Annotated in this window: 24 protein-coding genes; 9 read left to right on the forward strand and 15 right to left on the reverse strand. The window is 57.0% G+C overall.

The genetic code is table 11. The features are described from left to right. Positions 1–193: 193 nt before the first annotated feature. From aspS to AC2FJE_RS07780, 4 genes are all read right to left on the reverse strand, one after another. Positions 194–1969, reverse strand: a complete 1776-nt coding sequence (gene aspS, locus AC2FJE_RS07765) for an aspartate--tRNA ligase (RefSeq protein ID WP_496755222.1) — start codon at positions 1967–1969, stop codon at positions 194–196. 78 nt (positions 1970–2047) lie between these two features. After that, the gene (locus AC2FJE_RS07770; RefSeq protein ID WP_496755224.1) at positions 2048–2719 is read right to left on the reverse strand and encodes a CPBP family intramembrane glutamic endopeptidase; all 672 of its coding nucleotides are present in this window, start codon (positions 2717–2719) and stop codon (positions 2048–2050) included. Further along, on the reverse strand, positions 2716–3363 hold the full coding sequence (locus AC2FJE_RS07775; RefSeq protein WP_496760832.1) for an aminotransferase class IV family protein: 648 nt from the start codon (positions 3361–3363) through the stop codon (positions 2716–2718). The genes AC2FJE_RS07770 and AC2FJE_RS07775 overlap by 4 nt, the downstream gene beginning before the upstream one ends. Then, positions 3318–4445: an aminodeoxychorismate synthase component I gene (locus AC2FJE_RS07780; protein ID WP_282168952.1), complete on the reverse strand. Its 1128-nt coding sequence runs from the start codon at positions 4443–4445 to the stop codon at positions 3318–3320. Before AC2FJE_RS07780 ends, AC2FJE_RS07775 begins: the two co-directional genes overlap by 46 nt. 176 nt (positions 4446–4621) lie before the next feature. Here AC2FJE_RS07780 and carB point away from each other — a divergent pair, with 176 nt between their 5' ends. Together carB and AC2FJE_RS07790 are read left to right on the forward strand one after the other, a co-directional pair. Next, positions 4622–7966, forward strand: coding sequence for a carbamoyl-phosphate synthase large subunit (gene carB, locus AC2FJE_RS07785; protein WP_496760833.1), 3345 nt, complete (start codon positions 4622–4624; stop codon positions 7964–7966). A 693-nt stretch (positions 7967–8659) separates the two neighbouring features. After that, positions 8660–9841 carry a hypothetical protein gene (locus tag AC2FJE_RS07790; RefSeq protein WP_496755228.1) on the forward strand — a complete coding sequence of 394 codons (1182 nt, stop codon included), beginning with the start codon at positions 8660–8662 and terminating at the stop codon, positions 9839–9841. A gap of 31 nt (positions 9842–9872) precedes the next feature. Here AC2FJE_RS07790 and AC2FJE_RS07795 read toward each other — a convergent pair whose 3' ends face one another. From AC2FJE_RS07795 to AC2FJE_RS07805, 3 genes are read right to left on the reverse strand one after another with little or no spacing between them, the layout of a single operon-like run. Further along, positions 9873–12920, reverse strand: coding sequence for an efflux RND transporter permease subunit (locus AC2FJE_RS07795; protein WP_496755230.1), 3048 nt, complete (start codon positions 12918–12920; stop codon positions 9873–9875). An 11-nt stretch (positions 12921–12931) separates the two neighbouring features. Continuing rightward, positions 12932–13969: an efflux RND transporter periplasmic adaptor subunit gene (locus AC2FJE_RS07800; protein ID WP_058275551.1), complete on the reverse strand. Its 1038-nt coding sequence runs from the start codon at positions 13967–13969 to the stop codon at positions 12932–12934. After that, positions 13966–14433: a MarR family winged helix-turn-helix transcriptional regulator gene (locus AC2FJE_RS07805; RefSeq protein WP_058275550.1), complete on the reverse strand. Its 468-nt coding sequence runs from the start codon at positions 14431–14433 to the stop codon at positions 13966–13968. Before AC2FJE_RS07805 ends, AC2FJE_RS07800 begins: the two co-directional genes overlap by 4 nt. A 168-nt stretch (positions 14434–14601) precedes the next feature. Between AC2FJE_RS07805 and AC2FJE_RS07810 the strand changes: the two genes are divergently transcribed. After that, the gene (locus tag AC2FJE_RS07810; protein ID WP_496755232.1) at positions 14602–15726 is read left to right on the forward strand and encodes a beta-ketoacyl-ACP synthase III; all 1125 of its coding nucleotides are present in this window, start codon (positions 14602–14604) and stop codon (positions 15724–15726) included. Between the two features lie 107 nt (positions 15727–15833). Here AC2FJE_RS07810 and AC2FJE_RS07815 read toward each other — a convergent pair whose 3' ends face one another. Together AC2FJE_RS07815 and AC2FJE_RS07820 are read right to left on the reverse strand one after the other, a co-directional pair. Next, positions 15834–16427, reverse strand: a complete 594-nt coding sequence (locus AC2FJE_RS07815; protein ID WP_496755234.1) for an HAD-IA family hydrolase — start codon at positions 16425–16427, stop codon at positions 15834–15836. A gap of 181 nt (positions 16428–16608) precedes the next feature. Beyond that, positions 16609–17070 carry a hypothetical protein gene (locus tag AC2FJE_RS07820; protein WP_058275729.1) on the reverse strand — a complete coding sequence of 154 codons (462 nt, stop codon included), beginning with the start codon at positions 17068–17070 and terminating at the stop codon, positions 16609–16611. A gap of 355 nt (positions 17071–17425) precedes the next feature. Between AC2FJE_RS07820 and AC2FJE_RS07825 the strand changes: the two genes are divergently transcribed. After that, positions 17426–18004 carry a thymidine kinase gene (locus AC2FJE_RS07825; RefSeq protein WP_496760834.1) on the forward strand — a complete coding sequence of 193 codons (579 nt, stop codon included), beginning with the start codon at positions 17426–17428 and terminating at the stop codon, positions 18002–18004. Here AC2FJE_RS07825 and AC2FJE_RS07830 read toward each other — a convergent pair. The 5 genes from AC2FJE_RS07830 to AC2FJE_RS07850 all read right to left on the reverse strand — a co-directional run bounded on the left by AC2FJE_RS07830 (position 18001) and on the right by AC2FJE_RS07850 (position 21196). Next, a complete protein-coding gene (locus AC2FJE_RS07830) occupies positions 18001–18951 on the reverse strand; it encodes a 2-hydroxyacid dehydrogenase (RefSeq protein WP_496724035.1) in 951 nt (316 codons plus the stop codon). The two genes, AC2FJE_RS07825 and AC2FJE_RS07830, sit on opposite strands and share 4 nt — an antisense overlap. Next, positions 18951–19289, reverse strand: a complete 339-nt coding sequence (locus AC2FJE_RS07835) for a tRNA-binding protein (protein WP_496760835.1) — start codon at positions 19287–19289, stop codon at positions 18951–18953. The genes AC2FJE_RS07830 and AC2FJE_RS07835 overlap by 1 nt, the downstream gene beginning before the upstream one ends. Continuing rightward, the gene (gene proC / locus AC2FJE_RS07840) at positions 19282–20097 is read right to left on the reverse strand and encodes a pyrroline-5-carboxylate reductase (protein ID WP_496760836.1); all 816 of its coding nucleotides are present in this window, start codon (positions 20095–20097) and stop codon (positions 19282–19284) included. Before proC ends, AC2FJE_RS07835 begins: the two co-directional genes overlap by 8 nt. A 36-nt stretch (positions 20098–20133) precedes the next feature. Next, a complete protein-coding gene (locus AC2FJE_RS07845; protein WP_058275545.1) occupies positions 20134–20634 on the reverse strand; it encodes a type III secretion system chaperone family protein in 501 nt (166 codons plus the stop codon). Positions 20635–20947: 313 nt separating this feature from the next. Then, positions 20948–21196: an accessory factor UbiK family protein gene (locus AC2FJE_RS07850; protein ID WP_496760837.1), complete on the reverse strand. Its 249-nt coding sequence runs from the start codon at positions 21194–21196 to the stop codon at positions 20948–20950. Positions 21197–21293: 97 nt separating this feature from the next. On the opposite strand from AC2FJE_RS07850, the gene lgt reads away from it, so the two are divergent. From lgt to AC2FJE_RS07875, 5 genes are all read left to right on the forward strand, one after another. Beyond that, on the forward strand, positions 21294–22181 hold the full coding sequence (gene lgt, locus AC2FJE_RS07855; RefSeq protein ID WP_282151764.1) for a prolipoprotein diacylglyceryl transferase: 888 nt from the start codon (positions 21294–21296) through the stop codon (positions 22179–22181). Continuing rightward, positions 22178–23245 (forward strand): class I SAM-dependent methyltransferase, encoded by a 1068-nt coding sequence (locus AC2FJE_RS07860; RefSeq protein ID WP_496755240.1) that lies wholly within the window; start codon positions 22178–22180, stop codon positions 23243–23245. Before lgt ends, AC2FJE_RS07860 begins: the two co-directional genes overlap by 4 nt. Further along, positions 23242–24000, forward strand: coding sequence for a peptidoglycan editing factor PgeF (gene pgeF, locus AC2FJE_RS07865; RefSeq protein ID WP_109313260.1), 759 nt, complete (start codon positions 23242–23244; stop codon positions 23998–24000). Before AC2FJE_RS07860 ends, pgeF begins: the two co-directional genes overlap by 4 nt. A 269-nt stretch (positions 24001–24269) precedes the next feature. After that, positions 24270–24398 (forward strand): hypothetical protein, encoded by a 129-nt coding sequence (locus AC2FJE_RS07870; protein WP_282118988.1) that lies wholly within the window; start codon positions 24270–24272, stop codon positions 24396–24398. Between the two features lie 331 nt (positions 24399–24729). Further along, a complete protein-coding gene (locus AC2FJE_RS07875) occupies positions 24730–25512 on the forward strand; it encodes a Hint domain-containing protein (protein WP_282169096.1) in 783 nt (260 codons plus the stop codon). A 117-nt stretch (positions 25513–25629) separates the two neighbouring features. Here AC2FJE_RS07875 and AC2FJE_RS07880 read toward each other — a convergent pair whose 3' ends face one another. Beyond that, entirely contained in the window at positions 25630–26130 is a 501-nt protein-coding gene (locus AC2FJE_RS07880) for an Lrp/AsnC family transcriptional regulator (RefSeq protein ID WP_058275538.1), read from the reverse strand. Positions 26131–26287: the final 157 nt, after the last annotated feature.

The raw sequence follows: 26287 nt of genomic DNA on the forward strand, positions 1-26287 counted from the left end.
GCAAACTCGCGCCACCGCCCGCGATATTCGCTCTAGCCGGAAGTCATTTAGGGACCCGTGGGAATAGACCCCCGACTAACGGGCTATGCAGACCTGCGACCAAGCTATGAATACCGGTCCATAGCCATGACCTTTGCAACAGTGCAAACCATGAAAAAACCCGCTGCAGGGTAAGCAGCGGGTTTTGTTATTCTCAGTCCTGAGGGATGATCCGCAAGCCCAGCTCCATCATCTGATCCGAGGTCGGATCGGATGGTGCGTCCATCATCAGGTCTTCGGCACGCTGGTTCATGGGGAACATCATGACCTCGCGGATGTTGGCTTCATCGGCCAACAGCATCACGATACGGTCGATACCAGCGGCGCAGCCACCGTGCGGCGGGGCACCATAATGAAAGGCGTTGAACAGCGCCCCAAAACGGCTTTTCACTTCTTCTTCGCCGTATCCAGCCAGTTCAAAGGCTTTCAACATAATTTCCGGCTTGTGGTTCCGGATCGCACCCGACACCAGCTCATACCCGTTACAGGCCAGATCGTACTGATAGCCACGCACGTCCAAGGGGTTCCCCAGCAGCGCTTCCATCCCGCCTTGCGGCATCGAGAACGGGTTGTGTTCAAAGTCGATGGCCCCGGATTCTTCGTCCTGCTCGTAGATCGGAAAATCTACGATCCAGGCAAAGGCGAAGCGGTTTTTCTCGGTCAGATTCAGTTCCTCACCGATCACATCACGCGCCTTGCCTGCGACTTTTTCAAAGGCTTTCGGCTTACCACCCAGGAAGAACGCCGCATCACCAACGCCCAGCCCCAATTGCTGACGGATGGCCTCGGTGCGTTCGGGGCCGATGTTTTTGGCCAGCGGACCTGCGGCCTCCATCCCTTCGCCCTGATCGCGCCAGAAGATGTAACCCATGCCGGGCAAACCCTCTTTCTGAGCGAATGCGTTCATGCGGTCACAGAATTTTCGGCTACCACCGGTCGGCGCGGGGATTGCGCGGATCTCGGTACCTTCCTGCTCCAACAGCTTCGCGAAAATCGCGAAGCCGGAGCCGCGGAAGTGATCAGAGACCACTTGCATTTTGATAGGATTCCGAAGGTCAGGCTTGTCGGAACCGTACCACAGCGCCGCATCCTTGTAGGAAATCTGCGGCCATTCCTGATCGACCTTACGCCCTCCGCCGAACTCTTCGAACACACCGGTCAGAACCGGCTGGATCGTGTCGAACACGTCCTGCTGTTCGACAAACGACATCTCAAGGTCAAGCTGGTAGAAATCAGTGGGCGAGCGGTCGGCACGTGGGTCTTCGTCACGGAAGCAGGGCGCGATCTGAAAATACTTGTCGAAGCCCGACACCATGATCAGCTGTTTGAACTGCTGTGGGGCCTGTGGCAGCGCGTAGAACTTGCCCGGGTGCAAACGCGACGGCACAAGAAAGTCACGCGCGCCTTCAGGCGACGATGCGGTGATAATCGGCGTCTGATACTCGCGGAAGCCCAGATCCCACATACGCTTGCGCATCGAGGCGACAACGTCCGAACGCAGGGTCATGTTCTGCTGCATCGCCTCGCGGCGCAGGTCCAGGTAACGGTAGCGCAGACGCGTTTCTTCGGGGTATTCTTGATCTCCGAACACCATCAGCGGCAGTTCGTCAGCCGCGCCCAGAACCTCAAGCTCTCGCACGTAAACTTCAATCTCACCGGTCGGCAGTTTCGAGTTCACCAGCTCCGGGTCACGTGCTTTGACGGTGCCGTCGATGCGGATACACCATTCCGAACGTACTTTCTCAAGCTCGGCAAAGGCTGCACTGTCGCCGTCACACAGAACCTGTGTCACACCGAAATGATCGCGCAGATCGATGAACAGCACGCCGCCGTGATCTCGTACCCGATGCACCCAACCGGACAGGCGGACGGTTTCACCGACATTGGCGGCGGTCAGTGCGGCGCAGGTGTGGCTGCGGTAGGCGTGCATGGATTTATCCCTTCGGGCGTAGAATTCGTCGCGCCGGTACACCCTGTCAGGCTTGGAAAGTCAAGGCAGGTCGCGCCGTCAAAACGGCCTTTGCACATTGCCGGAATAGAAATAGATGCCCAGACCCGCCGCAAAGATAACATTCCCCGCAATAGCGTGCAGCAGGACCGCGTAGAAAAACGACCCGCGTTGGCGGTAGGCCCAAGTGAACAACAGTCCTCCGCCAAAGGTCATGATGGCGACAATCCAGCTCCAGTACATCAGGTGGGCCAGCGAAAACAGGGACGCGTTCAGTAGGTAAGCCGCCTTCCCGTTTGGAAGGATCGCCTGGTAGCGGCGGAAAAACAGTGATCGGAACAGAAGCTCTTGCGGCAGAGCCGAAGCGATCGGGTACGCCAGCCAGATCACTGCCAGGAATTCGGGCCGGTAGAGAAGCATGCGAAATGCAACGTCCGGTCGCATCGCCATAACGACCGCCGAGCAAAACGCCGTCATGGCAACAGCAAAAAGAGCGATTTCGCGCCACGTCCAATTGCGCCAGTTGTACCGAAGTTCGGACCAAGTAAAACCGGGCGTGTAATGGAGCAGGATGATACCGATGGCCGTGAAGGTGAACAGCGACGGAAACATCCAATTCGGAGGGAAAAAGACCGCGATCAGAACTGGTACTGCGACAAAGAACAGACCGAACTCCAGCCGTAGCCGCCCGTGATGCGCCCCTTCATGCGCCCAATCGCTTTGTTTGCTCACAATACCGCCAACTCCGCCCGGATCAGGCCACGTAAGGAATTCCCTACGAAAACTTTTTCCGCGTTTTTCAGATCGATCAAGAACAAGACGCTTTCGGTAACCTGTTTATTATCAATCAGTTCTTCACGCAGAATTCCCGGAAGCAATCCGCAGGTCAGCTTTGGCGTCAGACGTCGGCCGTCCGGCATGTGCAGGAACAGGTTGGTGATGGTCCCTTCGCACAGTTCGTCACGTTCGTTCAGGAACAGAAATTCGTCTATTCCGTCCGGCAGCGATGCGCGGGCGGTGTCATAAACCGCGCGTTGTGTTGTCTTGTGCTGCAACCAAACATCCGACGCGGCAAGCCGCATATCGGTGACCGCGACCCGCCATAATGGTGGGTTACCGGCCAGTACTCCGGTTGTCACATCGTATGTTCCATCAACTGCCAGCGTAAGCCGGCAACGCTGAGGTGATTGCCCTACGACATTGTCCAGTGCCTGGATAGCGGCGCCCGCATCGAAAGGAATGCCCATGGCCGCAGCTGACCGAGCCATACGGGATAGATGTCGATCTCGGCGAACGAACCCTTGCCCAGATCGAAAGGCCAGTGTTTCGATCAGGCGGAAGTCAGGGTCAGCTGGTGGGCAAAGCGAGCTTTCCATAGCGCTTCCTCATATTCCGATGGGGCCGTGCTGTCCCAAATCACTCCACCGCCGACGTTGAGGGTGGCCGCGCCATCCTCGACCATCAGCGTCCGGATCGCCACGTTGAATTCTGAACGCCCGTCCGGCGCGGCCCAGCCGATCGCACCGCAATAAACATCGCGAGGCCAGGGTTCGAGATCGGACAGAATCTCCATGGCTCGAATTTTGGGGGCACCGGTGATGGAACCGCAGGGAAACAGAGCCGTCAGGATATCGGACAGCTCGGCGCCCATATGCAGCTGCGCCTGCACCAGCGAGATCATCTGATGCACGGTCGCATAGGTTTCGACCTTGAACAGTTCGGGCACCTTAACGGATCCGGGCATCGCGACGCGGCTGATATCGTTGCGCAACAGATCGACGATCATCAGGTTTTCAGCCCGGTTCTTTTCGTCGATCGCCAGGAACGCGCGACGCCGGGCGTCTTCAGCCATATCCTCGCTGCGGGGTTGGGTCCCCTTCATTGGACGGGTTTCGATCCTGCGGTCCGCGTTCGTGCGAAAGAATAGCTCAGGAGACCGGCTGAGTAGATCGGGCAACCCATCCTGCTGGATCAGGGCGCCGTGACCTACGGGCTGTCCGGCTGTGAGCGCGGCATAAAGCGCGGCGCTGTTGCCCTGTACGGTCATATCAATCGGGAATGTCAGGTTGGCCTGATAAATATCCCCTGCCCCAATGGCGTCATGCACATGTTGAAACGCCTGCGTGTACCGCGCCTCGTCCCAGCGCGGTTCAAAATGGGTCACCCCACCGGATGCAGCGGGCAATTCCCGCTGAATGGGGTGATCATAAACGCCGAAGCATAGTAAAGGCAGCCGACGGCCATCTGGCATGCGGTCAGACAGGCGCGGTTCCAGCACGTACCCCAGCTCATAGCTAGCATAGCCAGCCAACCAAGCCCCTTGCGCGCGCGCCTCGTCCAGCGCCTCCAACGCTTGGGGCACGTCCTCCGCATTGTCCGCGCGGATCATCTCGGCTGGCCGGTCAAAACTGGTTCCTGACCCGGCTGGTCCCTGATCAAAACGAATACGCAATTGCATCCTCATTTGCCGTGCTGCGCGGTATAGAGAATACGCCGCCAAGGGAAAGGGGGGAAAGCGGCAATTTCGCCCCTGTTTCCGATCCCCCTTGCACCTTTTCGCGCGGTCCCTATAACGCAGGACAATTTGGGCGCTTGGGGGTGCCCTGAATCGCGGACAATCGAAGGAACGTGGCCATGCCGAGAAGAACCGACATTCAGTCGATCATGATCATCGGGGCGGGCCCCATTGTTATTGGTCAGGCTTGCGAGTTCGACTATTCCGGCGCTCAGGCCTGCAAGGCACTACGGGAAGAAGGATACCGGGTCATTCTGGTGAACTCAAACCCCGCCACGATCATGACCGACCCCGGGCTGGCCGACGCGACATATGTCGAACCGATCACGCCAGAAGTTGTCGCCAAGATCATTGAAAAAGAACGCCCCGACGCGCTGCTGCCCACCATGGGCGGGCAGACCGGCCTGAACACCTCGCTCGCGCTGGAAGAGATGGGCGTGCTGGACAAGTTTGGCGTCGAGATGATCGGTGCCAAGCGCGACGCCATTGAAATGGCCGAAGACCGCGCCTTGTTCCGCGAGGCGATGGACCGGCTGGGCATCGAAAATCCCAAGGCCGAGATCGTGACTGCCCCCAAGAACGAAAGCGGCAAGAAAGACCTGGACGCCGGTGTGGCGCTGGCCCTCGAAACCCTTGAAAATGTCGGCTTACCCGCCATCATTCGCCCCGCCTTTACGCTGGGCGGCACAGGCGGCGGCGTGGCGTATAACCGCGAAGACTATATCCATATTTGTCGCACCGGCATGGATGCCTCGCCAGTGGGCCAGATCCTAATCGACGAAAGCCTTTTGGGATGGAAAGAATACGAGATGGAAGTGGTGCGCGACACCGCCGACAATGCCATCATCGTCTGTTCCATCGAAAACATCGACCCAATGGGCGTGCACACGGGTGACTCGATCACCGTTGCCCCGGCCCTGACGCTGACCGACAAAGAATACCAGGTCATGCGCAATCACTCGATTGCCGTACTACGCGAGATCGGGGTCGAGACCGGCGGATCGAACGTGCAATGGGCGATCAACCCGGTCGACGGACGGATGGTCGTGATCGAGATGAACCCGCGCGTATCGCGGTCTTCGGCGTTGGCGTCAAAGGCAACCGGTTTCCCGATTGCCAAGATCGCCGCCAAGCTGGCTGTGGGCTACACGCTGGACGAGTTGGACAACGACATCACCAAGGTCACCCCGGCCAGCTTTGAGCCGACCATCGACTATGTTGTCACCAAGATCCCAAAATTCGCGTTCGAGAAGTTCCCCGGCTCCGAGCCCTACCTGACCACCGCGATGAAATCGGTGGGTGAGGCGATGTCCATCGGCCGCACTATCCACGAATCGATGCAAAAGGCGCTGGCTTCAATGGAATCGGGCCTGACCGGGTTTGATGAGATTGAAATCCCCGGCCTGAACGTAGGCGTCTGGGACGAAGCCGTCGACAAGGCCGCCGTTATCAAGGCAATCAGCCAGCAGACGCCTGACCGTCTGCGCACCATTGCTCAAGCAATGCGCCACGGGCTGACCGATGATGAGATCTTTGGCGTCACCAAGTTCGACCCTTGGTTCCTTGCCCGTATCCGCGAGATCATCGAAGCCGAACGCCAAGTACGCAAAGACGGCCTGCCCGTGACCGAGGAAGGCATCCGTAAGCTCAAGATGCTGGGCTTTACTGACGCGCGTTTGGGAAATCTGACTGGTCGTGACGAAGACAACGTCCGCCGGGCGCGCCGCAATCTGGGCGTTACAGCCGTGTTCAAACGCATCGACACCTGCGCCGCGGAGTTCGAGGCGCAGACGCCCTATATGTACTCGACCTACGAAGCCCCCATGATGGGTGACGTAGAATGCGAGGCGCGTCCGTCTGACCGCAAGAAAGTCGTCATCCTTGGCGGTGGCCCGAACCGGATTGGTCAGGGCATCGAGTTCGACTATTGCTGCTGCCACGCCTGTTTCGCGCTGACCGACGCTGGTTATGAAACCATCATGATCAACTGCAACCCCGAGACCGTGTCGACCGACTACGACACCTCGGATCGTCTGTATTTTGAACCTTTGACTTTCGAACACGTCATGGAAATCCTGACGAAGGAACAGGAAAACGGCACCCTGCACGGCGTGATTGTTCAGTACGGCGGTCAGACCCCCCTGAAACTAGCCAACGCGCTGGAAGCCGAAGGCATCCCGATCCTGGGCACCACGCCGGATGCCATCGATCTGGCCGAAGACCGTGAACGCTTTCAGGCGCTGGTTAATGATCTGGGCCTGAAACAGCCCAGAAACGGCATCGCTTCAACCGACGCGCAAGCGCTGGATATTGCTGAAGAGATCGGTTTCCCGCTGGTGATCCGCCCCTCTTACGTTTTGGGCGGTCGTGCGATGGAAATCGTGCGCGATATGGATCAACTGAGGCGCTACATCAACGAGGCCGTGGTCGTCTCGGGCGACAGCCCTGTGCTGCTGGACAGCTACTTGGCCGGTGCGGTCGAGCTGGACGTGGATGCGCTGTGCGATGGTACCGACGTGCATGTTGCGGGCATCATGCAGCATATCGAAGAGGCGGGCGTACATTCCGGCGACTCGGCCTGTTCGCTGCCGCCCTACTCGCTATCGGCAGAGATTATCGATCAGATCAAGGGCCAGACGTTCAAGCTGGCCAAGGCACTGAACGTTGTCGGCCTGATGAATGTGCAGTTCGCGATCAAGGACGATGAGATCTACCTGATCGAAGTGAACCCGCGCGCCTCGCGGACAGTACCGTTTGTGGCCAAGGCGACCGACAGCGCAATTGCTTCGATTGCAGCGCGCGTCATGGCCGGTGAGAAACTGTCGAACTTCCCCATGCGCCCCGCTTATAAGGAAGGTCAGGACACCAAGATTGCCGACCAGATGACGCTGGCCGATCCGGACATGCCGTGGTTCTCGGTGAAAGAGGCTGTTTTGCCTTTTGCCCGCTTCCCCGGCGTTGACACCATTCTGGGCCCGGAAATGCGTTCCACTGGCGAGGTCATGGGCTGGGACCGCGACTTCCCGCGTGCTTTCCTCAAGGCGCAGATGGGCGCAGGCATGGTTCTACCGTCCTCGGGTCGCGCATTTATCTCGATCAAGGACGCCGATAAAGGTGCCGCTATGCTTGAAGCCGCTCAAGTTCTGACGGAACAAGGCTTCTCGCTTGTCGCGACCCGCGGCACACAAAGCTGGCTGGCCGAGCAGGGCGTTGCCTGTGAGATCGTGAACAAGGTCTATGAGGGCCGCCCGGACGTGGTCGATATGTTGAAAGACGGCCAGGTTCAGCTGTTGATGAACACCACCGAAGGTGCTCAAGCGGTTGAGGACAGCAAAGCCATCCGATCCATCGCACTGTATGACAAGATCCCATACTACACGACAGCTGCCGCAAGCCACGCCGCCGCACTGGCGATCAAGGCGCAGACCGAGGGTGATGTCGAGGTTAGATCGCTGCAGGGCTGATCGGCCTTAACCTGCTTACACGACCGAACGTTTCGCGCGCCCGTTGACCTTATGTCGCCGGGCGCGCATCTTTTCTGTGATTGAGCAGAAGGAAAAAACAAATGCGCAGGTTTATGGTTTTCGCCGCAATGATGACGCTTGCAGCGTGTGATGTACCCTTGGTCCCGTTGATCTAGAAACAGCTTTCAATGCTGCATTTCTTTAACCCGTCGGTATGAGGGACGCGTGGCACTGACCGTAAAGTGGGGAAAGCGTGCGCCTTTATGCCACCTATGGGACCAATGACCTGCCACAGGCTGTTCGGTTTTAGGACGCAGTCTTTACCGTTCTGGAACTGCCGCGCCTTTCGGGGTGGATAGAGGATCGTTCAGGCTGGGAAGCGAACCAGATGATGAGACCGTTTTTTAGATTTGCACGCCCTTGGATGTGAACCCTGCCAATGTGCGCAACGGCACGATGATCGCGTTTCCGGTGCAAAGCGCCCCCAAGGTCAGAGAGTTTCATACCGTGGGGCAGGAGCACGGTGGTGTGGATGCAGGCCCACCCTGCACACGGGACTGTTATGCGCCTGATTTATATGTCACCTATCTGTGCGACCCGGACGGGAATAAACTGTCCTGTTTTACTATCACTATGACCCGAAAATGGATTCGGGAGACTAGTTAAACTGCGCAATGCAAAGGCAATGTCGACGTGAAAACGCAAAAAGGTTTAGAGGCCACGACATTGACAAAGCCACGCCATCCAGTTCTTGCCGCCAGCAGCCTGACGGAACTCGGTCTGTGTCGCGAAATGAAACCGGGCCATACCGGCCCGGACTACACTGAACACCTGTATGACTTTGACACGTTCTGGTATGACGCCTTTTGGGCCAAAGGGCGCCTGACGGTGATCTGCCCCAAGTTGTTTGGTCTTTATCATGTCATCCAGGAAGGTCAGTTTTTCCTGGATGGAGAAAAGGCGGGAAAATTCCGCCTGAAACCCCATGAATTCTATGACGCCCTGATATTCCGGGCAACTGAACAGCCCAGTACGCTGGCATTTGACTGGAGTGGGTCACGTGTTGAATCTTCGGTGAATTCGGTCCGGCAAGACTCGGTCCCGTTTACTGGGAAAAACGTTGCCGTAACCCTGTCGCGTGACAACGACCTGACGTGGATCGAAGATTTTGCACGCTACCATTGTCAGGTGCATGGGCTGGAGCAGATGTTGTTCTTTGACAATGCTTCTTCCCGGTATGGTCTGGACGATATTCGTGATGCGCTAAAGAGGGGCGGGATCGCAGATCCTGTTGTGTTATCTGCCCCGTTTCGCTTCGGGTTAGCGACGCGCGACAAAAAGGGAAAGCTACGATACAATACCGAGTTTTTGCAGACCACCCTTTTGAATATCGCGCGAATTAGATTTCTTTCCGGTTCCCGCGCCGTATTGCAGTGCGACATTGACGAATTGGTATGGAGCAAGAAAGGCAGGATTTTCGACCTAACTCGGGAGCGGCCAACAGGATTGATCCGTCTAGGCGTTGAATGGAGATACCCCATTTCTGGCCTCACCGAGGATTTCCGCCATTTAGACCACATACGCAAAACAACCGGCGACAAACTGTGTAGGGCCAAGTACTGTATCGTTCCTTCCGGTCCGCTGTGGTTTTCTTCATGGCACATTCACTCGATCGGCCTGTTAAGGTCGCGTGGAAGCTTGATCACCCCTAAAGAGCATGGCATTTGGCATTGCAAGGCGATCACGTCGAGCCCATGGCGAAGCTACGACCCAGGAGCCATGCCCAATCTCGTGAAAGCACCAAGCACCCAATCTGCGTTTGAAGCCGTCGACTGGGCAAATGACCCGGCCAGAGAAGACCCCGGCCAGGTTTGAATTTTGCTGACGCGCCTGCTGGCAATCTTTGTCAGGCTTGCGCTGTCTTCATCTCACGCTTTTCGTCCCGCGCGAAGAAGATCATGTAGAAGACGGGCGCTGCGACCATCGTCAGGATTGTCGCGAAGGCCAAGCCACCCATAATCGTCACCGCCATGGATTTGAAAAACGCATCCGTCAGCAATGGCGCCATGCCCAGAATAGTGGTGATTGCGGCCAGCATCACGGGGCGCAGACGTGAGACCGAAGCCTCGATGATCGACTCGCGCAGGCCTTTGCCGGTTTCACGGGCCAGATCGATTTCCTCAACCAAAACAATGCCGTTCTTGATCAGCATCCCTGACAGGCTGAGCAACCCCAGCAGCGCCGTGAAGGTGAACGGCAGACCCGTGCCCAGCAGTCCAATGACCACACCATTCACGGACATCGGCACCAGCAACCAGATGATAATCGGCTGACGGATGGCGTTAAAAATCAGCACCGAAATCAGCACCATGATCAGCAGGCTGACCGGCAACTGACGGCCCAGGCTTTCATTGGCGTCACCGGCGTTCTCGAACTCGCCACCCCACTCCATGCGATACCCTGCGGGCAGTTCCATCTCTTCGATGGCAGCGCGCACTTCCGAGTGGACCTGAGCCGCCGTCAGACCCGCCGGAATTTCGGCGCCGACGGTAATGGTCAACACCCGGTCACGACGATGAACCAGCGTGTTGAGCGATTTGTACTCGAACCCGTCGACCATCTGTTCGATTGGCACAAACTTTTCGGACTGGTCCGAGTACACGACCTGATCGACGATCGAGTAATCTCCGTCCGCAGGCCGGCGGATAATGATCGGGATCAAACGGTCGCGTTCCCGGAATACACCCGCCCTGATGCCATCGGTCGAAAATTGCAGCGTTCCGGCGATGTCTTCACGGGTGACACCGGCAGTCTGCGCTCGTTCTGTCGCATAGATAGGCTGAACCGCCAGTTCTTTCTCACGCCAGTCCTGATAGACATGCAAAGCGTTCTCGGACGCACCGCGCATCCGCTGAATCGCTTCGTCCGCAAGCTGCCGCAGAACGGCCGGATCACTACCCGAGAACCGGGCCTGGATCGGATCACCGCCGCCAGGGCCAAAGATCAGACGCTTGGTGCGGAACTCACCTTCGGGGAATTGAGCCGAGCCAAACGCCTCTAGATCAGCCTGCAATGCGGGAATGTCATCCAGAGTTTCTGTACGGATGATCATGTGGCCATAGCTGGGGTTCGGTTTCTCTGCCGAATAGGTCAGCAGAAACCGGGTTGCCCCCTGCCCAACAAATGTGGTGACGGCAACGACATCGTCGCGTTTGTCCAGCCATTCTTCGAATACAGCCATATCCTCGGCCGTTCGCGCGATGGGCGTACCTTGCGGCAGTTTGTAGTGCACGAAGAACAGCGGCGTGTTCGAATCCGGGAAGAACTGCTGTTTGACCAGTCCAAACCCGGCGAAACAGGCAACAGTGACGCTAATCAAACCGGCAACAACCAGCCAGCGGAACCGGAGCGCCCAGCGCAGGATGCTGCCGTAGACACGGAACATGATCCCGCCATAGGCATCCACAGCGCCTGCCTCACCCTGCTTGAAGAAATAGTGGCCCAGCATTGGTGTCACCGTCAGAGCCAGCACCCAGCTCAGCAGCAGTGAAATACCGATCACCGCAAACAGAGAGAACAGGAACTCGCCCGTCGCATCGGGGCTGAGACCGATCCCTGCAAAGGCCATGATCCCGATGACGGTCGCGCCCAACAACGGGATTTGCGTCTTGGAGGCAGCCTCATCCGCGGCATCGCGCGAGTTTTTTCCGCGCAGCATCGCAATCTGCATGCCCTCGGCAACAACGATCGCGTTATCCACCAGCATACCCATTGCGATGATCAGCGCACCCAGTGAAATCCGCTCCATCTCGATCGAGAACATCGACATGAACAGAAGCGTTCCCACCACGGTCAACAAAAGGGTCGAGCCGACAACAACCGCCGCGCGCCATCCCATAAACACCGCGAGTACGATAACCACAATGGTCACGGACATGGCCAGATTTACCAGAAAGTCATTCGAGGCCTGCTCGACCACCACGTGCTGTTGGTAGATCGGCAGGATTTCGACGCCAAACGGGATTTGCGAGTCCAGCTCGGCGAATTTTGCATCAGCGCGTTTGCCGACCTCGACAATGTTCTCGGTGGACAGACCCGCAATGCCCAATGTGAAAGCTTCGGTGCCGTTGAACCGGATCATCACCTCGGGGTCGGTCTGGCGACCACGATACACGTCGGACATATCAAACAGGTTGATCACCTGCCCTTGCGAGCCAACCGACAATCCCGCAATCGCTGAGACACTGTCCGACCCTTCGGCAGTCAGGATGGTCGTGCGGTCATTCTCTGAGCGGACCGAGCCCGAAGCGTTCACCGAATCCGCATTGGCAATGGCCTCGTTGAGGGACTGCAGTGGCACATTCTGGTTCACCGAGATGGCCAGATCGGGCTCCACAAAGATCGCCTCTTGCGGCAGGCCCATCACTTCTACGTCTGCGACGCCTTCGACGGTCAGCAATTCGCGCCGCAAGTAGGTCGACAGTTCGTGTTTTTCAGCGTCTGAAAACCCATCAGCCGTTACCGCATAGAACAGTCCGAACACATCGCCGAACCTGTCATTGACCAGCGGTGCCTGCACACCGGAGGGCAGACTGCGGGCCGTATCACGCACTTTGGCGCGCAGTTTGGTCCAGATTTCAGGTAATTCGGTTCCGTCATATGTTGATTGGATCTCAACCTCGATCAGCGAAAGACCGGGCTGGTTCACGGATGTGATCGTATCAACCTCACCCATTTGCTGGATGGCGGATTCTAGTGGCTCGGATACCTCCAGCGCCACCTGTTCAGCGGTTGCACCGGGATATTGGGTCACGATGACCGCGTTTTTGATGGTGAAGGCCGGATCTTCCAGACGTCCCAACGACAGGAAACCCCAGACGCCACCAAACAGGGCGATCAGGATTATCAGCCACGTATAGATCGGGCGATCAATGGATGCGCGCGCAATGTTCATCGACCCGCCCTTCAGTTCGCAAAGCCAGCAAAGCGGCGAACGGCTTGACCATCTGTCAAGGTGCTGCCACCCGCGACGACGATCTCATCGCCATCGTTCAACCCTGTCAGAACACGGACTTCGCCGGTCTGCGTGGGTTCGATGGTAACCGGCACAAGCTGGACGGCGCCTTCATCGGCCCCAACCGGTGAAAACACCATGACACCCAGACCGCCCTCTGCGTCCGAAATGATGGCCGTTGCAGGCACAACGATACCTGTCCGAGCGTCCTGGACCTTCACATTCACGGTCACTGACGAACCCGGCAAAATCTGCAATCCTTCAGGTGGCGTGAGGCCAAATTGGATGCGGAAAGTCTGACCCACGCTCGAGGTTTCGGCGTCAAATTCCCGGATCTGCAGAGGGAAGACCTCGTCGCTGGTTGGAAACTTCGCCGTAATCGCAATGTCATCTTCCTGACCCGATCGTTGGAACAGGATTTCCGGAACATCTACTTCAATCCGCAATTCGGACATATCGTGGATACGCACGATGGGCGCCCCTGCGTTTACAGTCGTAAAAGCCTCGACCGTTCGGCGTGAGACCAGCGCGTCAAACGGAGCAGTGAGTGTTGCATGTTCCAGATCGTATTCTGCATCGCGGACGGCGATATCCGCCAGTTGCGCTTCGGTTTCCGCGTCATCCACTGCCACCTGACTGGCTGTAGTTCCGCGCAGACGGGAAAGGCGGGCGACGGTACGATCTGCCTGATCCTTTTGCAGGACAGCGCGGTCATAGCGGCGCTGGAATGGTTCCTGATCCAATTGTGCGATCAGCTCGCCCTTGGGTATCACGAACCCCTCGGTCACCGGCATTTCGACGATTTGCCCGGAAACCTGAAAGGCCAGGTCGACCGTCTGTCGCGCAGCGACGCGTCCAAAAAACTGGCGCGAAAAACCGGGCGATGTCTCTTGGACCATCATGAGTTTTACGGGTTTGGCGCTATCCTGCGCCAAAACAGAGGTGGCAAACACGGTCAGAGCGACGCTCAGTACAGTGAAGAGTTTCATTTCTTCAATCCCTCAGGAATTCCTGTTTTCATTATGTTTTCCCGGATCTTCCGGGCCAGTCGTGCAAATTCGGCAGTTTCGTCAGCATCCAGCCCAGAGGCTCGGCGGAACAGATCCCCCGCCTCGGACATCAGAACCTGTCGCATCTCAAGCCCCTTGTCGGTCAGAACCAACAACCACGCCCGACGGTCCTCCGGATCGCGCTGGCGGGTCAGGTATCCTGCCTCTTCTAGCGCGTCAGCGGTTGACGTGATGGTGGACGGCACCGTCAGCATGTCTGCAGCCAAAACGCCCATGCGTTTGGGTCGCTCAAGCTTGACCATCATATGGCATTCCTGATGGCTCAGCCCGACCTCTAGTGCGTCCAGGCTTTCTTCCAGTTTCCAGTACAGCGCATAGACCCCCATCATCGCCTGCACTTCGGGGCTGAGGCAGCGGATCAGCGCACTGTCGTCATGGGTCATCGGTGAATCCGTTTGTAACTTTGGCCCCGCATATACTTCGAAATATGAACTATTCAAGATGTGAAGTGGGTTTCAGCGCAAACTTTGACATTCCCTTGGGTCAACGTCTCTTGATCTAACCCATATATGACTGCATTTTGGGCGAATCCGAAACATTCAGGTCTTATCATGTACACGCCCGCGATCACTGGTTCAGGTGTTTTCACCCCCGAAAACGTCATCACCAACGCCGAGCTTGTCACGGCTTTCAATAAGTATGCCGACAAGATGAACGCCCAAAACGCAGACGCAATCGCGGCAGGCGAGATTGAGCCGATGCAGCATTCATCGGAAGAGTTCATCTTCAAGGCCTCCGGCATCGAGAAACGCTATGTGATGGACAAGGACGGTGTTCTAGACCCTGACGTGATGCATCCCTTGTTGCGTCAACGTGGCGATGACGAACCGGGCATTATGACCGAGATGGCCGTGGATGCCTGCAAAAAAGCGCTGAAACAAGCCGGGCGCAGCGCCGAGGACGTTGATCTGGTGATCTGTGCCGCGTCTAACCACGAACGCGCCTATCCCGCCGTCGCGATCGAAATCCAGCAAGCGCTTGGGATCAACGGGTTCGGGTTTGATATGAATGTCGCCTGTTCTTCAGCCACTTTCGGGATTCAGGCCGCCGCAGACATGGTCCGCTCCGGCTCGGTCCGCGCCGCATTGGTGGTAAACCCCGAGATTTGTTCAGGCCATCTGGAATGGCGCGACCGCGATTGCCATTTCATCTTTGGCGACGTGGCCACCGCCACTTTGATCGAGCGGGTCGAAGACGCGAAGGGTCCGCATTTCGAAATTTTATCGACACGCTGCGCGACCGAATTCTCGAACAATATCCGCAACAACAACGGCTTCCTACGCCGTTCACGCCCTGACGGGGTGGTCGACCGTCGTGACATGCAGTTCATGCAGAACGGGCGCAAAGTCTTCAAAGAGGTGCTGCCGATGGTCAGCAGGCACATCTCGGATCACATGGACGCGGAAGGCGTGAACAGCGATGACCTGAAACGCCTGTGGCTGCATCAGGCCAACAAAACGATGAACGATTTCATTGGTAAGAAAGTGCTGGGCCGCGAGCCTGAAGCAAGCGAACAGCCCAACATCCTGCAGGACTATGCCAACACCTCCTCGGCCGGGTCCATCATCGCGTTTTCCAAGTATTCGGATGACCTGTCAGAGGGAGATGTCGGCCTGATCTGTTCGTTCGGTGCGGGGTATTCGGTTGGATCGGTGATCGTCAAACGGCACAGTTGACTTCTTGGCATCGCGACACACCGATCACAATCCAGGATACGCCGCACCACAGCGCGCAAAACGACATTAGGAACGCTTGATTGGGACGCAAAAGGTATAATACCCGCTTAACTTACACTGCGGTGTAGAATCGTGGAAAGGCGTTCGGTTCCATCCCAATGGACAGCCTTCCATCCTGCGGATCGGGCTGCCTCAATATTCGGCAGGGTATCATCGACCAGCAAAAGTTCACCCGGTTGGCGCCCGACCTCCCGCGCTGCGAAAGCGAAGAACTCAGGTTTTGGCTTTCTGCACCCTGCTTTTGCTGAGTACACGATGCCGTCAACTTCATCGCCGAGCGCCATTGTCTGCATGAGATAGATTGCTCTCATGTGATCCTGGTTGGTTGCAAGATAAACAGGTATGCCTTTGCGTCTCGCCTCTTGCACATCCGCAACAGTGGTTTCGACTATACTTGAATCCCCTCTAAACCAATAGTCTATCAAATCAGGAGCTTTGATGGTCGGTGCAACACGCTTCAGAACAGCCTCTAGTATCGGTAAGAGTTCAGCCCGTCCCTCGACAATGGCAGTCCATTCAGTTTTGAAAAACTCTTCCGCAAGCAGATTAGGATCTAGTCCCAGATCCTTCGATAAATCAGTGTCCCATCGCAGACCATCGCCGGGACGACCGTCGACGAGGACACCATCAACATCAAGCATCAGGCATTTTGCCATTACCGAACCATTTGGTGATGTAACTGGAATGGTGCACTAGTCGCTTGCGGAACAAATGAAACGAAACACACCTGTTCAAATCCAATTCAACCTAAAGACTGCTGAAGAGGTTGCGGGTTGTTCACAGGAACATCGTCCTGATCCCTGGGCGGTGCACACCGAAACCTCAGCTCACGCTTTCCTCTTCCAGATGCAGCTTCATGTCCAACAGGACCTGTTGCAGCTGGCTCGTTTCCCTCAACAGGCGCTTGGCTTCGTTCACCGTGATGATGCCGTCCTCGATCGCCGATTGATATTCGGTCATCAGCATCGCAAACCGCTGGCTCAGCGCGATGACATCGGAATTCACTCCACCAGTGCGGGGGCTGTCGTCATTGCGCCCGTCATAGGACAGGGTGATATTTTTCAGATCGGCAAGCGCCGAGGTGACGTGGGGGAAGTTTGCCACTGCCTCAAGCCGCGCCACCGCATCGACCGGCATGAACCGATCAGTATGTTCGACATTGTCAGAATAATAACGGCCCAACGTGGCTTTGGATTTGCCTGTAATCTCGCACGCGGATTCGATTCCCACGTCTTTAACCAGCGCTTCTGTGTGTTTTTTCAGGTAGGCCCCGATATCTGCCATGTTTTTACCTTTTCTGCCTGCACGCCCCACTAAATCTGCCATTGCGGGGGAAAGGGAAAAGAAAATTCCCATACTCGATTCATAATTGAAATGTCATATGTTGGCTATCCCTCAGATATGCGGGGGTTTTGTGAGTGAGTGGCGGCATTTAATGCCGGTAATGAGTGATTGCGGGTCGGTATTCTTGTCCCGCTACGGTTAGGCCGCATGTTGGCCGACGGCGTCGCCGTTGTTGGGGCGGGGGGATCCATCCCCAATGGGCTTACGCTCGACCTCCGCAACGATAATGGCGGCGTCGCTTTTTGAAGGCTATTGATGGCTTGCCCGAATTGGACAGGCGTTTTAGACCCAACCCATGGCAAAACTATACTTTAATTATTCGACGATGAACGCGGGAAAATCGACCGTGTTGCTGCAAGCCTCGCACAATTACCGTGAGAGGGGGATGGACACCTATTTGATGACCGCGGCCCTTGATGGCCGGGCCGGTGTTGGCAGGATTGCGTCGCGGATCGGCATATCGGCCGATGCGGACACGTTCGCCGCCGAAACCGACGTTTTTGCGATGATTGAACAGCGCCTGAAAATAGGGAACGTCACCTGCGTCTTTATTGATGAGGCGCAATTTCTGACCGAAGAGCAAGTCTGGCAATTGGCCCGTGCAGTGGATGACCTGCGGGTGCCTGTGCTTGCCTATGGCTTGCGCGTGGATTTTCAGGGCTGCCTGTTTCCCGGCTCCGCTGCCTTGCTGGCATTGGCAGACGAGATGCGCGAAGTGCGGACCATTTGCGAATGCGGCCGCAAGGCGACGATGGTCATCCGTCAAGACGAAAACGGCAACGCCATCACCGAGGGCGCGCAGGTGCAGATCGGCGGCAATGAAACTTATGTTTCGCTGTGCCGCAAACACTGGCGCGAGGCCGTCGGGCGCTAGACCGGGTTCGGCAAAGATCGCCCCGCGACGAAAGCAGTAACGTTGTCCAGCGCTATATGCCCCATATCGGTGCGCACCTCTTCGGTCGCGGTGCCAAGATGGGGCAGTATCGTCACATTCTCCATATCGCGCAGGGCCTGCGGAACGGTGGGTTCGAACTCATACACATCAAGGCCGGCGCCTGCGATCTGACCGGATTGCAGGGCAGCGATCAGGGAGGATTCGTCCACAACTTCTCCGCGCGCGATGTTGATCAAGATGCCCGAAGGTTTCATCGCCTCCAGCACCGGCGCATTGATCAGGTGGCGCGTTTGCGCACCGCCTGGAACGGCGAGCACCAGGAAATCGACCGCAGCCGCAAGTTCTTTCAGGTCTGGTATGTTTTCTGCGGGAAACTCCACCTCTTTCGGGGTGCGCGACTGGTACGCCACGTCCATCCCAAAACCGAAATGACAACGCCACGAAATGGCCTGACCAATTCGGCCCATCCCGACGATCCCAACGCGTTTTCCGGTCACATGATGCCCCAGCATTTGCGTCGGATGCCAGCCTTGCCATTTGCCCGAACGAACCAGCCGTTCCCCCTCGCCCGCGCGGCGCGCGGTCGACAACAGCAACGTCATCGCGATGTCAGCAGTGGCATCGGTAACCGCACCGGGGGTGTTAGTGACCTGAACCCCTGCGGCCTGCGCGGCAGCGACGTCGATATGGTTGTACCCCACACCGAAATTGGCCAGCAGTTTGCAGCGCGGTTGCGGCACTTCCGCGAAAATTGTGGCCGAAAACTGATCGCCCAGGGTGGGCACGACCACATCAAATTCGGCCAATGCGTGCCGCATTTCGTCGGGCGACATTGGCAACGTGCTGCTGCGGATTTCGACGTCGAACTCGGCGCGGGCGCGCGCCTCGACAGCGGCGGTCATGGGGCGTGCGATCAAAAGTTTCATCAGTGTATCCGTCCGCCGGTTGGAACCTCGCCATCCGGACCGATCAGAACGATCTCGCCCTTGTCATCGGGCAGGCCCAGCACCAGAACCTCGGACATGAACTTGCCGATCTGGCGCGGCGGGAAATTGACAACGGCCATCACCTGTTTGCCCACCAGCGTCTCCGGATCGTAATGCGCCGTTATCTGGGCTGAGGTTCGGCGCTCGCCAATATCGTCACCAAAGTCGATCCACATCTTGATCGCGGGCTTACGGGCCTCAGGATAGGGTTCTGCCCGGATGACCTTGCCGACGCGGATGTCGACCTTCAGAAAATCGTCGAATGAAATCTCACTCACGGGACAGCTCCTTGGATCGGTCAGTTGCGGCCTTGACGGCGCGGTGCAGCAGGTCCGGGAAACCTTCTTCCTCGTGCATCAGCACTTCAAGCGCGGCCTGCGTCGTACCATTGGGCGACGTTACGTTGACGCGCAGTTGCGAAGGGTCCTCGTCGGCCGCCATTGCCAAAGCTCCTGCCCCGGCCACCGTGGATTTGGCCAGCTTCATCGCCAGATCGTTCGGCAGACCCTGAGCCTGCCCGGCAGCGGCCAGCGTCTCGATCAGATGAAAGACATAAGCCGGACCAGAGCCACTAAGACCTGTCACCGCATCCATCTGCGATTCTTCCTCAAGGCGAACTGTGTCGCCGATGGCGGACAGCAGGTTTTCGGCAAGAGAAACATCAGCATCCGATGCAACCAAATTGCCAATCAGCGCCGTGATTCCCTGCCGGATTGCTGCCGGAGTGTTCGGCATGGCGCGCACGATCGGAGTGCCTTCGCCCAGTACATTCTCGAAGGTTGCAATAGACGTACCCGCAGCGACCGAGACGAAAAGGCTACCGCCACCGCCCAGCGCCTTGATCGATGGCAGCGCATCGCCCATCATTTGCGGCTTGACGGCAACCAGCACGACCGCCGGGGCCTCGGGTAATGGAGTGTTGATATTGACGCCCTGCGCCTTCAGCCATTCTGAGGGGTACGGATCAATCACCCAGACAGCTGACGCAGGAAGGCCATGCTCCAGCCAACCGGCGAGCATGGCCGAACCCATCTTGCCGCACCCCAGAAGAACCAGCCCCTGCTCGGCGACGCGTGACATGTCCATGATTGCCCCTCTCCTTATCCGGTTTGGGGCAAAGCTTTACGCGCGGCCGTAGGCCTCTGCAATGGCGACCTGCATTGCATCCTCGGGATCGCGGTTGCCCCAGGTGACCAGTTGGATCGCGGGGTAATAGCGCTCGGCGCTCAGAACCGCAGCGGTGATCATCGTGTCGATCTGTTCCGGGCTGGCCATCTGGCCACCCGCTAGAACCAAACCATACCTGTAGACCATCAGCTTTTGATTGGCCCAGTAGGTGAACGCCCCTGCCCAGCACTGATCGTTCATCTTGTTGAGCAGCTCATAAAGCACGTTTTCACGCTCGGAAGGCGGCTCCATTTCGAAAGAACACACCATGCGGAGCGTTTCGTCATAGTTGGACCAGGCCAAGGTGATCGAATAGGTGCGCCACTGTCCTTCGACAGCCATGGCAATCTGATCATCCCCGATCCGGTCGAAATCCCAGTCGTGGTGTTCGGCAAGATGTTCAACAATGTCGATTGGATGAAGGTCTTCTTCGAGAAACTGTTCGGAAAGGGCCATAATGCCACCTCACTAATCTCTAGCCTTTTAGGGGCTGGCAGCGCCCCAGCGCTAGTTGCTTGCTCTACAAGCCGGGCTTCCCCAGTCTGCCTGTACTAGATATGGTGCGCCGCGGGCAGGGATCTGGCAACCCTATTTGTTGGGGATAACGGCAATAAGTTGTGGACAGTCAGCAACGGCGATCAAAATATTGGTGCTACCGCCAGCTTTGTCTTGATTAAATTTGGTAAGGCGTCAGAATACACAACACCGCACAATCCCAGCGTGGATTGCGCGGCGGTTTTCTTTTTTCAAAATCTCGAGTGTGCGGAACTTATTTGTCCAGTTTGACTTCAAGCGCCGCAATGCGCGCCTCAAGTGCGGCGTTCTCTTCGCGCGCTTTCTGGGCCATGGCGCGCACAGCATCAAACTCTTCGCGCGTGACGAAATCGCGGTCGGCCAGCCAGCGGTCGATCATCGACTTCATCGCGTTTTCGGCCTCGTCCTTCGCGCCTTGGGCCACGCCCATGGCATTGGTCATCAGTTGGGAAACGTCATCAAGAATCTTGTTACGGGTTTGCATGGCTTTACTCCGGTATCGCGGTTGGTCTCTATATGGGTAAAGAATGGCCCGGGCTCAAGGTTGACTTGCCCCGCTAACCCCGGGCAATGAGACGCACATGCAGGCTGTTCTGAATTTCCCCGACCTTTCGCCCGAAGTTTTCTCGATCTCGCTGTTCGGGATGGAGTTCGCACTTAGATGGTACGCGCTGGCCTATATCGCCGGTATTCTGATCGCATGGCGATTGGGTACTGCGGCGCTGAAGCGTCCGGCCCTTTGGCCTGATCAAACACCACCGATGAAACCGCAGCAACTAGAGGATCTGATCACCTGGATCATCCTTGGGGTGATTCTCGGCGGGCGACTGGGGTTCGTTCTGTTTTATCAACCGGCCTATTACTTATCGCATCCACTAGAGATTTTGATGATCTGGCAGGGCGGCATGGCCTTCCATGGTGGTCTGCTGGGGGTTGTCGTTGCGTCCTATCTCTATGCTCGGCGTTACCAGGTGCCGGTATTGTCTTTGGCTGATCTGATCGCACATGCTGTGCCGCCCGGGCTGTTGTTAGGGCGGTTGGCGAACTTCACTAATGCCGAGCTTTGGGGGCGACCCAGCGACGTTCCATGGGCGGTGATCTTTCCAGGTGGTGCCGCACAGGACTGCTCGGGTGTTGTAGCCGGGATGTGTGCCAGACACCCTTCACAACTTTATGAAGCCGCACTGGAAGGTTTGTTGCTGGGCGCACTTTTGCTGTGGATGGCCTATCGACGTGGGGCGTTTCACAAGCCCGGTCTGGTGATGGGTGTATTTCTGGCAGGTTATGGTGCCTCGCGTTTCATTGTTGAGTTCTTTCGTCAGCCTGACGCACAGTTCGTCTCGGCCGGGAATCCGCTGGGGCTGGCATGGCACGTGGGTGGTTATGGCCTGACCATGGGGCAAATGCTGTCGCTGCCAATGATCGCGCTTGGCCTGTGGTTTGCGCTGCGCGCGCGACGCACTCAATGAACCTTAAGGATCACCTACTGGCGCAAATTGCGCTGAATGGCCCGATGAGCGTGGCCGATTTCATGACTGAATGCCTGCTGAACCCCAAGTTTGGATACTACACCACTCGTGATCCGCTGGGCGCGCAGGGGGATTTCATCACCGCCCCGGAAATCAGCCAGATGTTCGGAGAAATGATCGGACTTGCACTGGCGCAAAGCTGGATGGATCAGGACAAGCCGGACAGATTCATTCTAGCAGAGTTGGGACCGGGTCGCGGCACCCTGATGGCGGATATCCTGCGCGCAACCAGCAGCGTATCCGGGTTTCACGAGGCCGCAGAAATTGTTTTGTTCGAAGCCTCCCCTGCCCTGCGGGACAGACAGGCGCAATCGCTGAGCGGTCACAACCCGCGTTGGATCGATATGCTCACAGACCTCCCCGATGCACCCCTGTTTCTGGTGGCGAACGAATTTTTTGATGCCCTGCCAGTCCGCCAATTCATACGTGACGGCGATGGCTGGTGCGAACGTCTGATCGGTGTGCAGGGTGAATCGCTGACGTATGGGCTGGGGCCGAACACAGCTCAGGTCGCGCTAACGGATCGCATGATAGACACCCAAGATGGCGACCTGGTTGAACTTTGCGCGGCCGCAATTCCGATCCTGACCGTGATCGCTGGGCGGATCGCCACTTATGGCGGGGCGGGTCTGATCGTGGATTACGGTGACTGGCATTCGCTGGGCGACACATTTCAAGCTTTGCAATCACATGAACGTGTTGATCCCCTGCAATCTCCGGGTCGGGCGGATCTGACCGCGCATGTAGATTTCGAGCCCCTTGCCATAGCCGCACGGGCCGCCGGTTGCGCCCATACAAAGCTGACACCTCAGGGCATGTTTCTGGAACGGTTGGGCATCACGGCCCGCGCGCAGGCGCTGGCTGCGCCACTCGGCGGGTCTGAGCTTGAGACGCTCATTGCTGCACATCGCCGGTTGACGCATCCCGAGGAAATGGGAAATCTGTTCAAAGTACTGGGTCTCTATCCTTCTTACGCTGCACCTCCACCGGGACTGGAACCATGACATTGGAAATTCTGACCTCGGACGTCCTATCGCCTGTCCGCCACGGGTTCTTCAGCCGTCGGGGCGGTGCGTCCTCCGGAATATTCGCGGGTTTGAACTGCGGCTATGGCTCGTCTGACCAAACCGAAGCAGTGGCGGTGAACCGTCAGCGCGTGGCCGCCGCGATGGAAGTCAACCCGGACGCTTTGGTTGGTGTGCATCAAGTGCATTCCCCAACTGTTCTGACGGTGGACGCTCCGATAAATGGCGACAAACCCAAGGCGGATGCGGTTGTCACCGCAACCCCGGGACTGGCACTGACGATTCTGACAGCGGATTGCCAACCGGTCCTGTTTGCCGATTCTGACGCGAATGTGATCGGGGCTGCGCATGCCGGGTGGCGCGGAGCGTTGGACGGTGTATTGGAGGCAACCTTGGACGCGATGGAGGCATTGGGCGCAAAGCGGGAAAACACCGTGGCTGTCATTGGTCCTACGATTTCTCAAAACGCCTATGAGGTCGGTCCAGATTTTCTGGATGAATTCGCGGCGGATTCACCCGAAAACCTCAGGTTCTTTGCGAATGGCAATGGGGATCGGCTGCAGTTCGACCTGCCCGCCTTTGGTCTGCACAAATTGCGGCAAGCCGGGGTGGGTGAGGCCGAATGGACGCGGCACTGCACCTATTCGGACCCGGACAGGTTTTATTCCTACCGCCGCTCCACCCACGCGAAAGAAGCCGATTATGGCCGCCTGATTTCCGCCATAAAATTATAGTGCTCGTCCCAAATGTGGCAAAAGCGCCGCTTTTTTGCCACATTTGTTGTGTCTGTTTGAGTCGAGACATTTTGATTTTTATTGTCCGTACTCAGGTGTTTATCAAACGATTATCCAGCAGTACGAGGCATTCCGAAAGAAGAGGATCTGCTGACTTTCAACTTTGCTGCTTTAACCCCGGATCAGCCTTATCGGTGCCGTATTGACGCATCACAGTGATCCAACAAGGGAAACCGGGTGTTCACCCCGATACGAGCAGGAATAATAACATGAAGGTTAAATCTCGCTTTCTTAGCGCCGTTGTTGCGGCGACGCGAGAGCAGGCACCGGAAATGCCGTGGAAACGGGTTTCCAGTACTTCGGTCAGGGTCGCGCGCCGCTTGGCACGCCAACGCTGACCAAAAGCCCAAGGAACCATGCTGCCGGTTCCAAGGGTCAAGACGCACATCGGAGGGGTGCTCCGGGCCGATGTGTGACTAACCGCTGAAATTTCCAGCGGCCATGTTCAGGGGTGTGTGTGCGCAGGTAATTTCCGCCTGCGTTTAGTGAGTTTGTCTGGGGGGTCAGTGTGTTGACCAAAGAAAAGCAAAAACTTATCGCGTCGCGACGCCGGAATGGCGTGCGCACTATGGTCGCTCTCTCATTAAAGACAAAGAAAACGCCGGTCAGGTTGCCCTGTACGGAGGGCTTTACCCGTCTGAACGGTATTTTAGAGGGGACGGAATGAAAATGACAATTCCACATTCCTTGACGCGCGCAGCCAGAAACGCGGTCGAAACTTCGGCCATGCTGCGCGAAATTCCGAGGACAAACGCAAGACCAAAGGCCCAGTTGCGGCGCTATGAGGTCAGTACCTTGATGCCAAACGGAGATGTTTCGCAAACGCGCCACATCGCTCCGGCATTGCCCATGTTCGAAGACGCCTTTTGTGCCTTTACACGCGGATCCCTGGTGGAAACCGAAAACGGCCCATTGGCGATCGAAGATCTGCTGCCGGGCGACTTGGTTCTGACACAGGATGGCGCGCTGCAGACCGTGTTGTGGAAGGGGTCGGTGACCCTGATTCCCGGACGCGAGGATTCGCGTGGTCGAACACGCCCGCTAACTCGGATCATGGCCGATACATTTGGAATGCAAAAGCCGCTGTCCGGCGTAATCGCGGGACCCGCAGCACGTCTGCTGGGCACACCTGCGCATCTGCGCCATTTACACGACGGGGCCGAAATTCTGACCCCTGTCCATGAATTCCAGGACGGTATGAGCGTGATCGAAACATTGCCGCCGACCCCGATTGAGCTGTTTCACATCTGCCTGAAACGTCATTCGGTCATCAAGGTCGATGGCCTGCAATTCGAATCATACCATCCAGGAGTCAATGCCGCACGCCAGGTTAGCCAATCGCTCAGATCGATCTACCTGAACTTGTTTGCGCATATCGAATCGCTGAGCGATTTTGGCCCGCTGGTTTTGCCACGCGCCGGAGACGGTGAGATAGATGCGCTTACGGCCTGAAAACAAAAAACTAACTGCAGTGTGGGGGCATTATGCAGCTGATAATTAGTTGGGTTCTATCATTGACGGTCGCAGCATTTCTGCCGCCGTCAAAATCGCATCAAAAGCGAATGATGTTCACGCCGTCCGGTTCATTCGTTCTTCCAGAACGTCGAAGGGAACGCCGGGTTCGTCCTTGGCGCCGCGAATAACCAGCGATGTTTTTACGCTGGCTACATTGGGCGTAGTCAGCAGCTCGCCCGTCAGAAACTGCTGAAAACTGCTCAGGTCGGGGGCGACGCATTTCAGGATAAAGTCCACCTCGCCGTTCAACATGTGGCATTCCCGAACCAGCGGCCATTCGCGGCAGCGTTCCTCAAATGCGTTAAGTTCGGATTCGGCCTGGCTTTCCAACCCCACCATGGCAAAGACCTGAACCTCGAACCCCAACTCGCGTGAGTTCACATCGGCATGGTAGCCGCGAATAAGCCCGGATTCTTCCAACGTACGCACGCGCCGCAGGCAAGGCGGCGCTGAAATACCTACGCGTTTTGCCAACTCGACATTGGTCATGCGACCGTCTGCCTGCAATTCTGCCAAAATCTTGCGGTCAATCTCATCCAGCCGTATCGCGACCATGAAATGCTCCTAATTTTTCGGTTGTTATATCAGCACCCGACCAATGCGCAATTATCTTTCGCACCTGCGCAATATTCTATATTTTCAATGTTCTTTTTTTGGGCACCTTGCCGCAAATGCATGACTGCCTGTCAAAAGGTTGGGGGTTTAAGCCCTG

The sequence above is a fragment of the Ruegeria sp. CDSC002 genome (genome assembly GCF_059610905.1).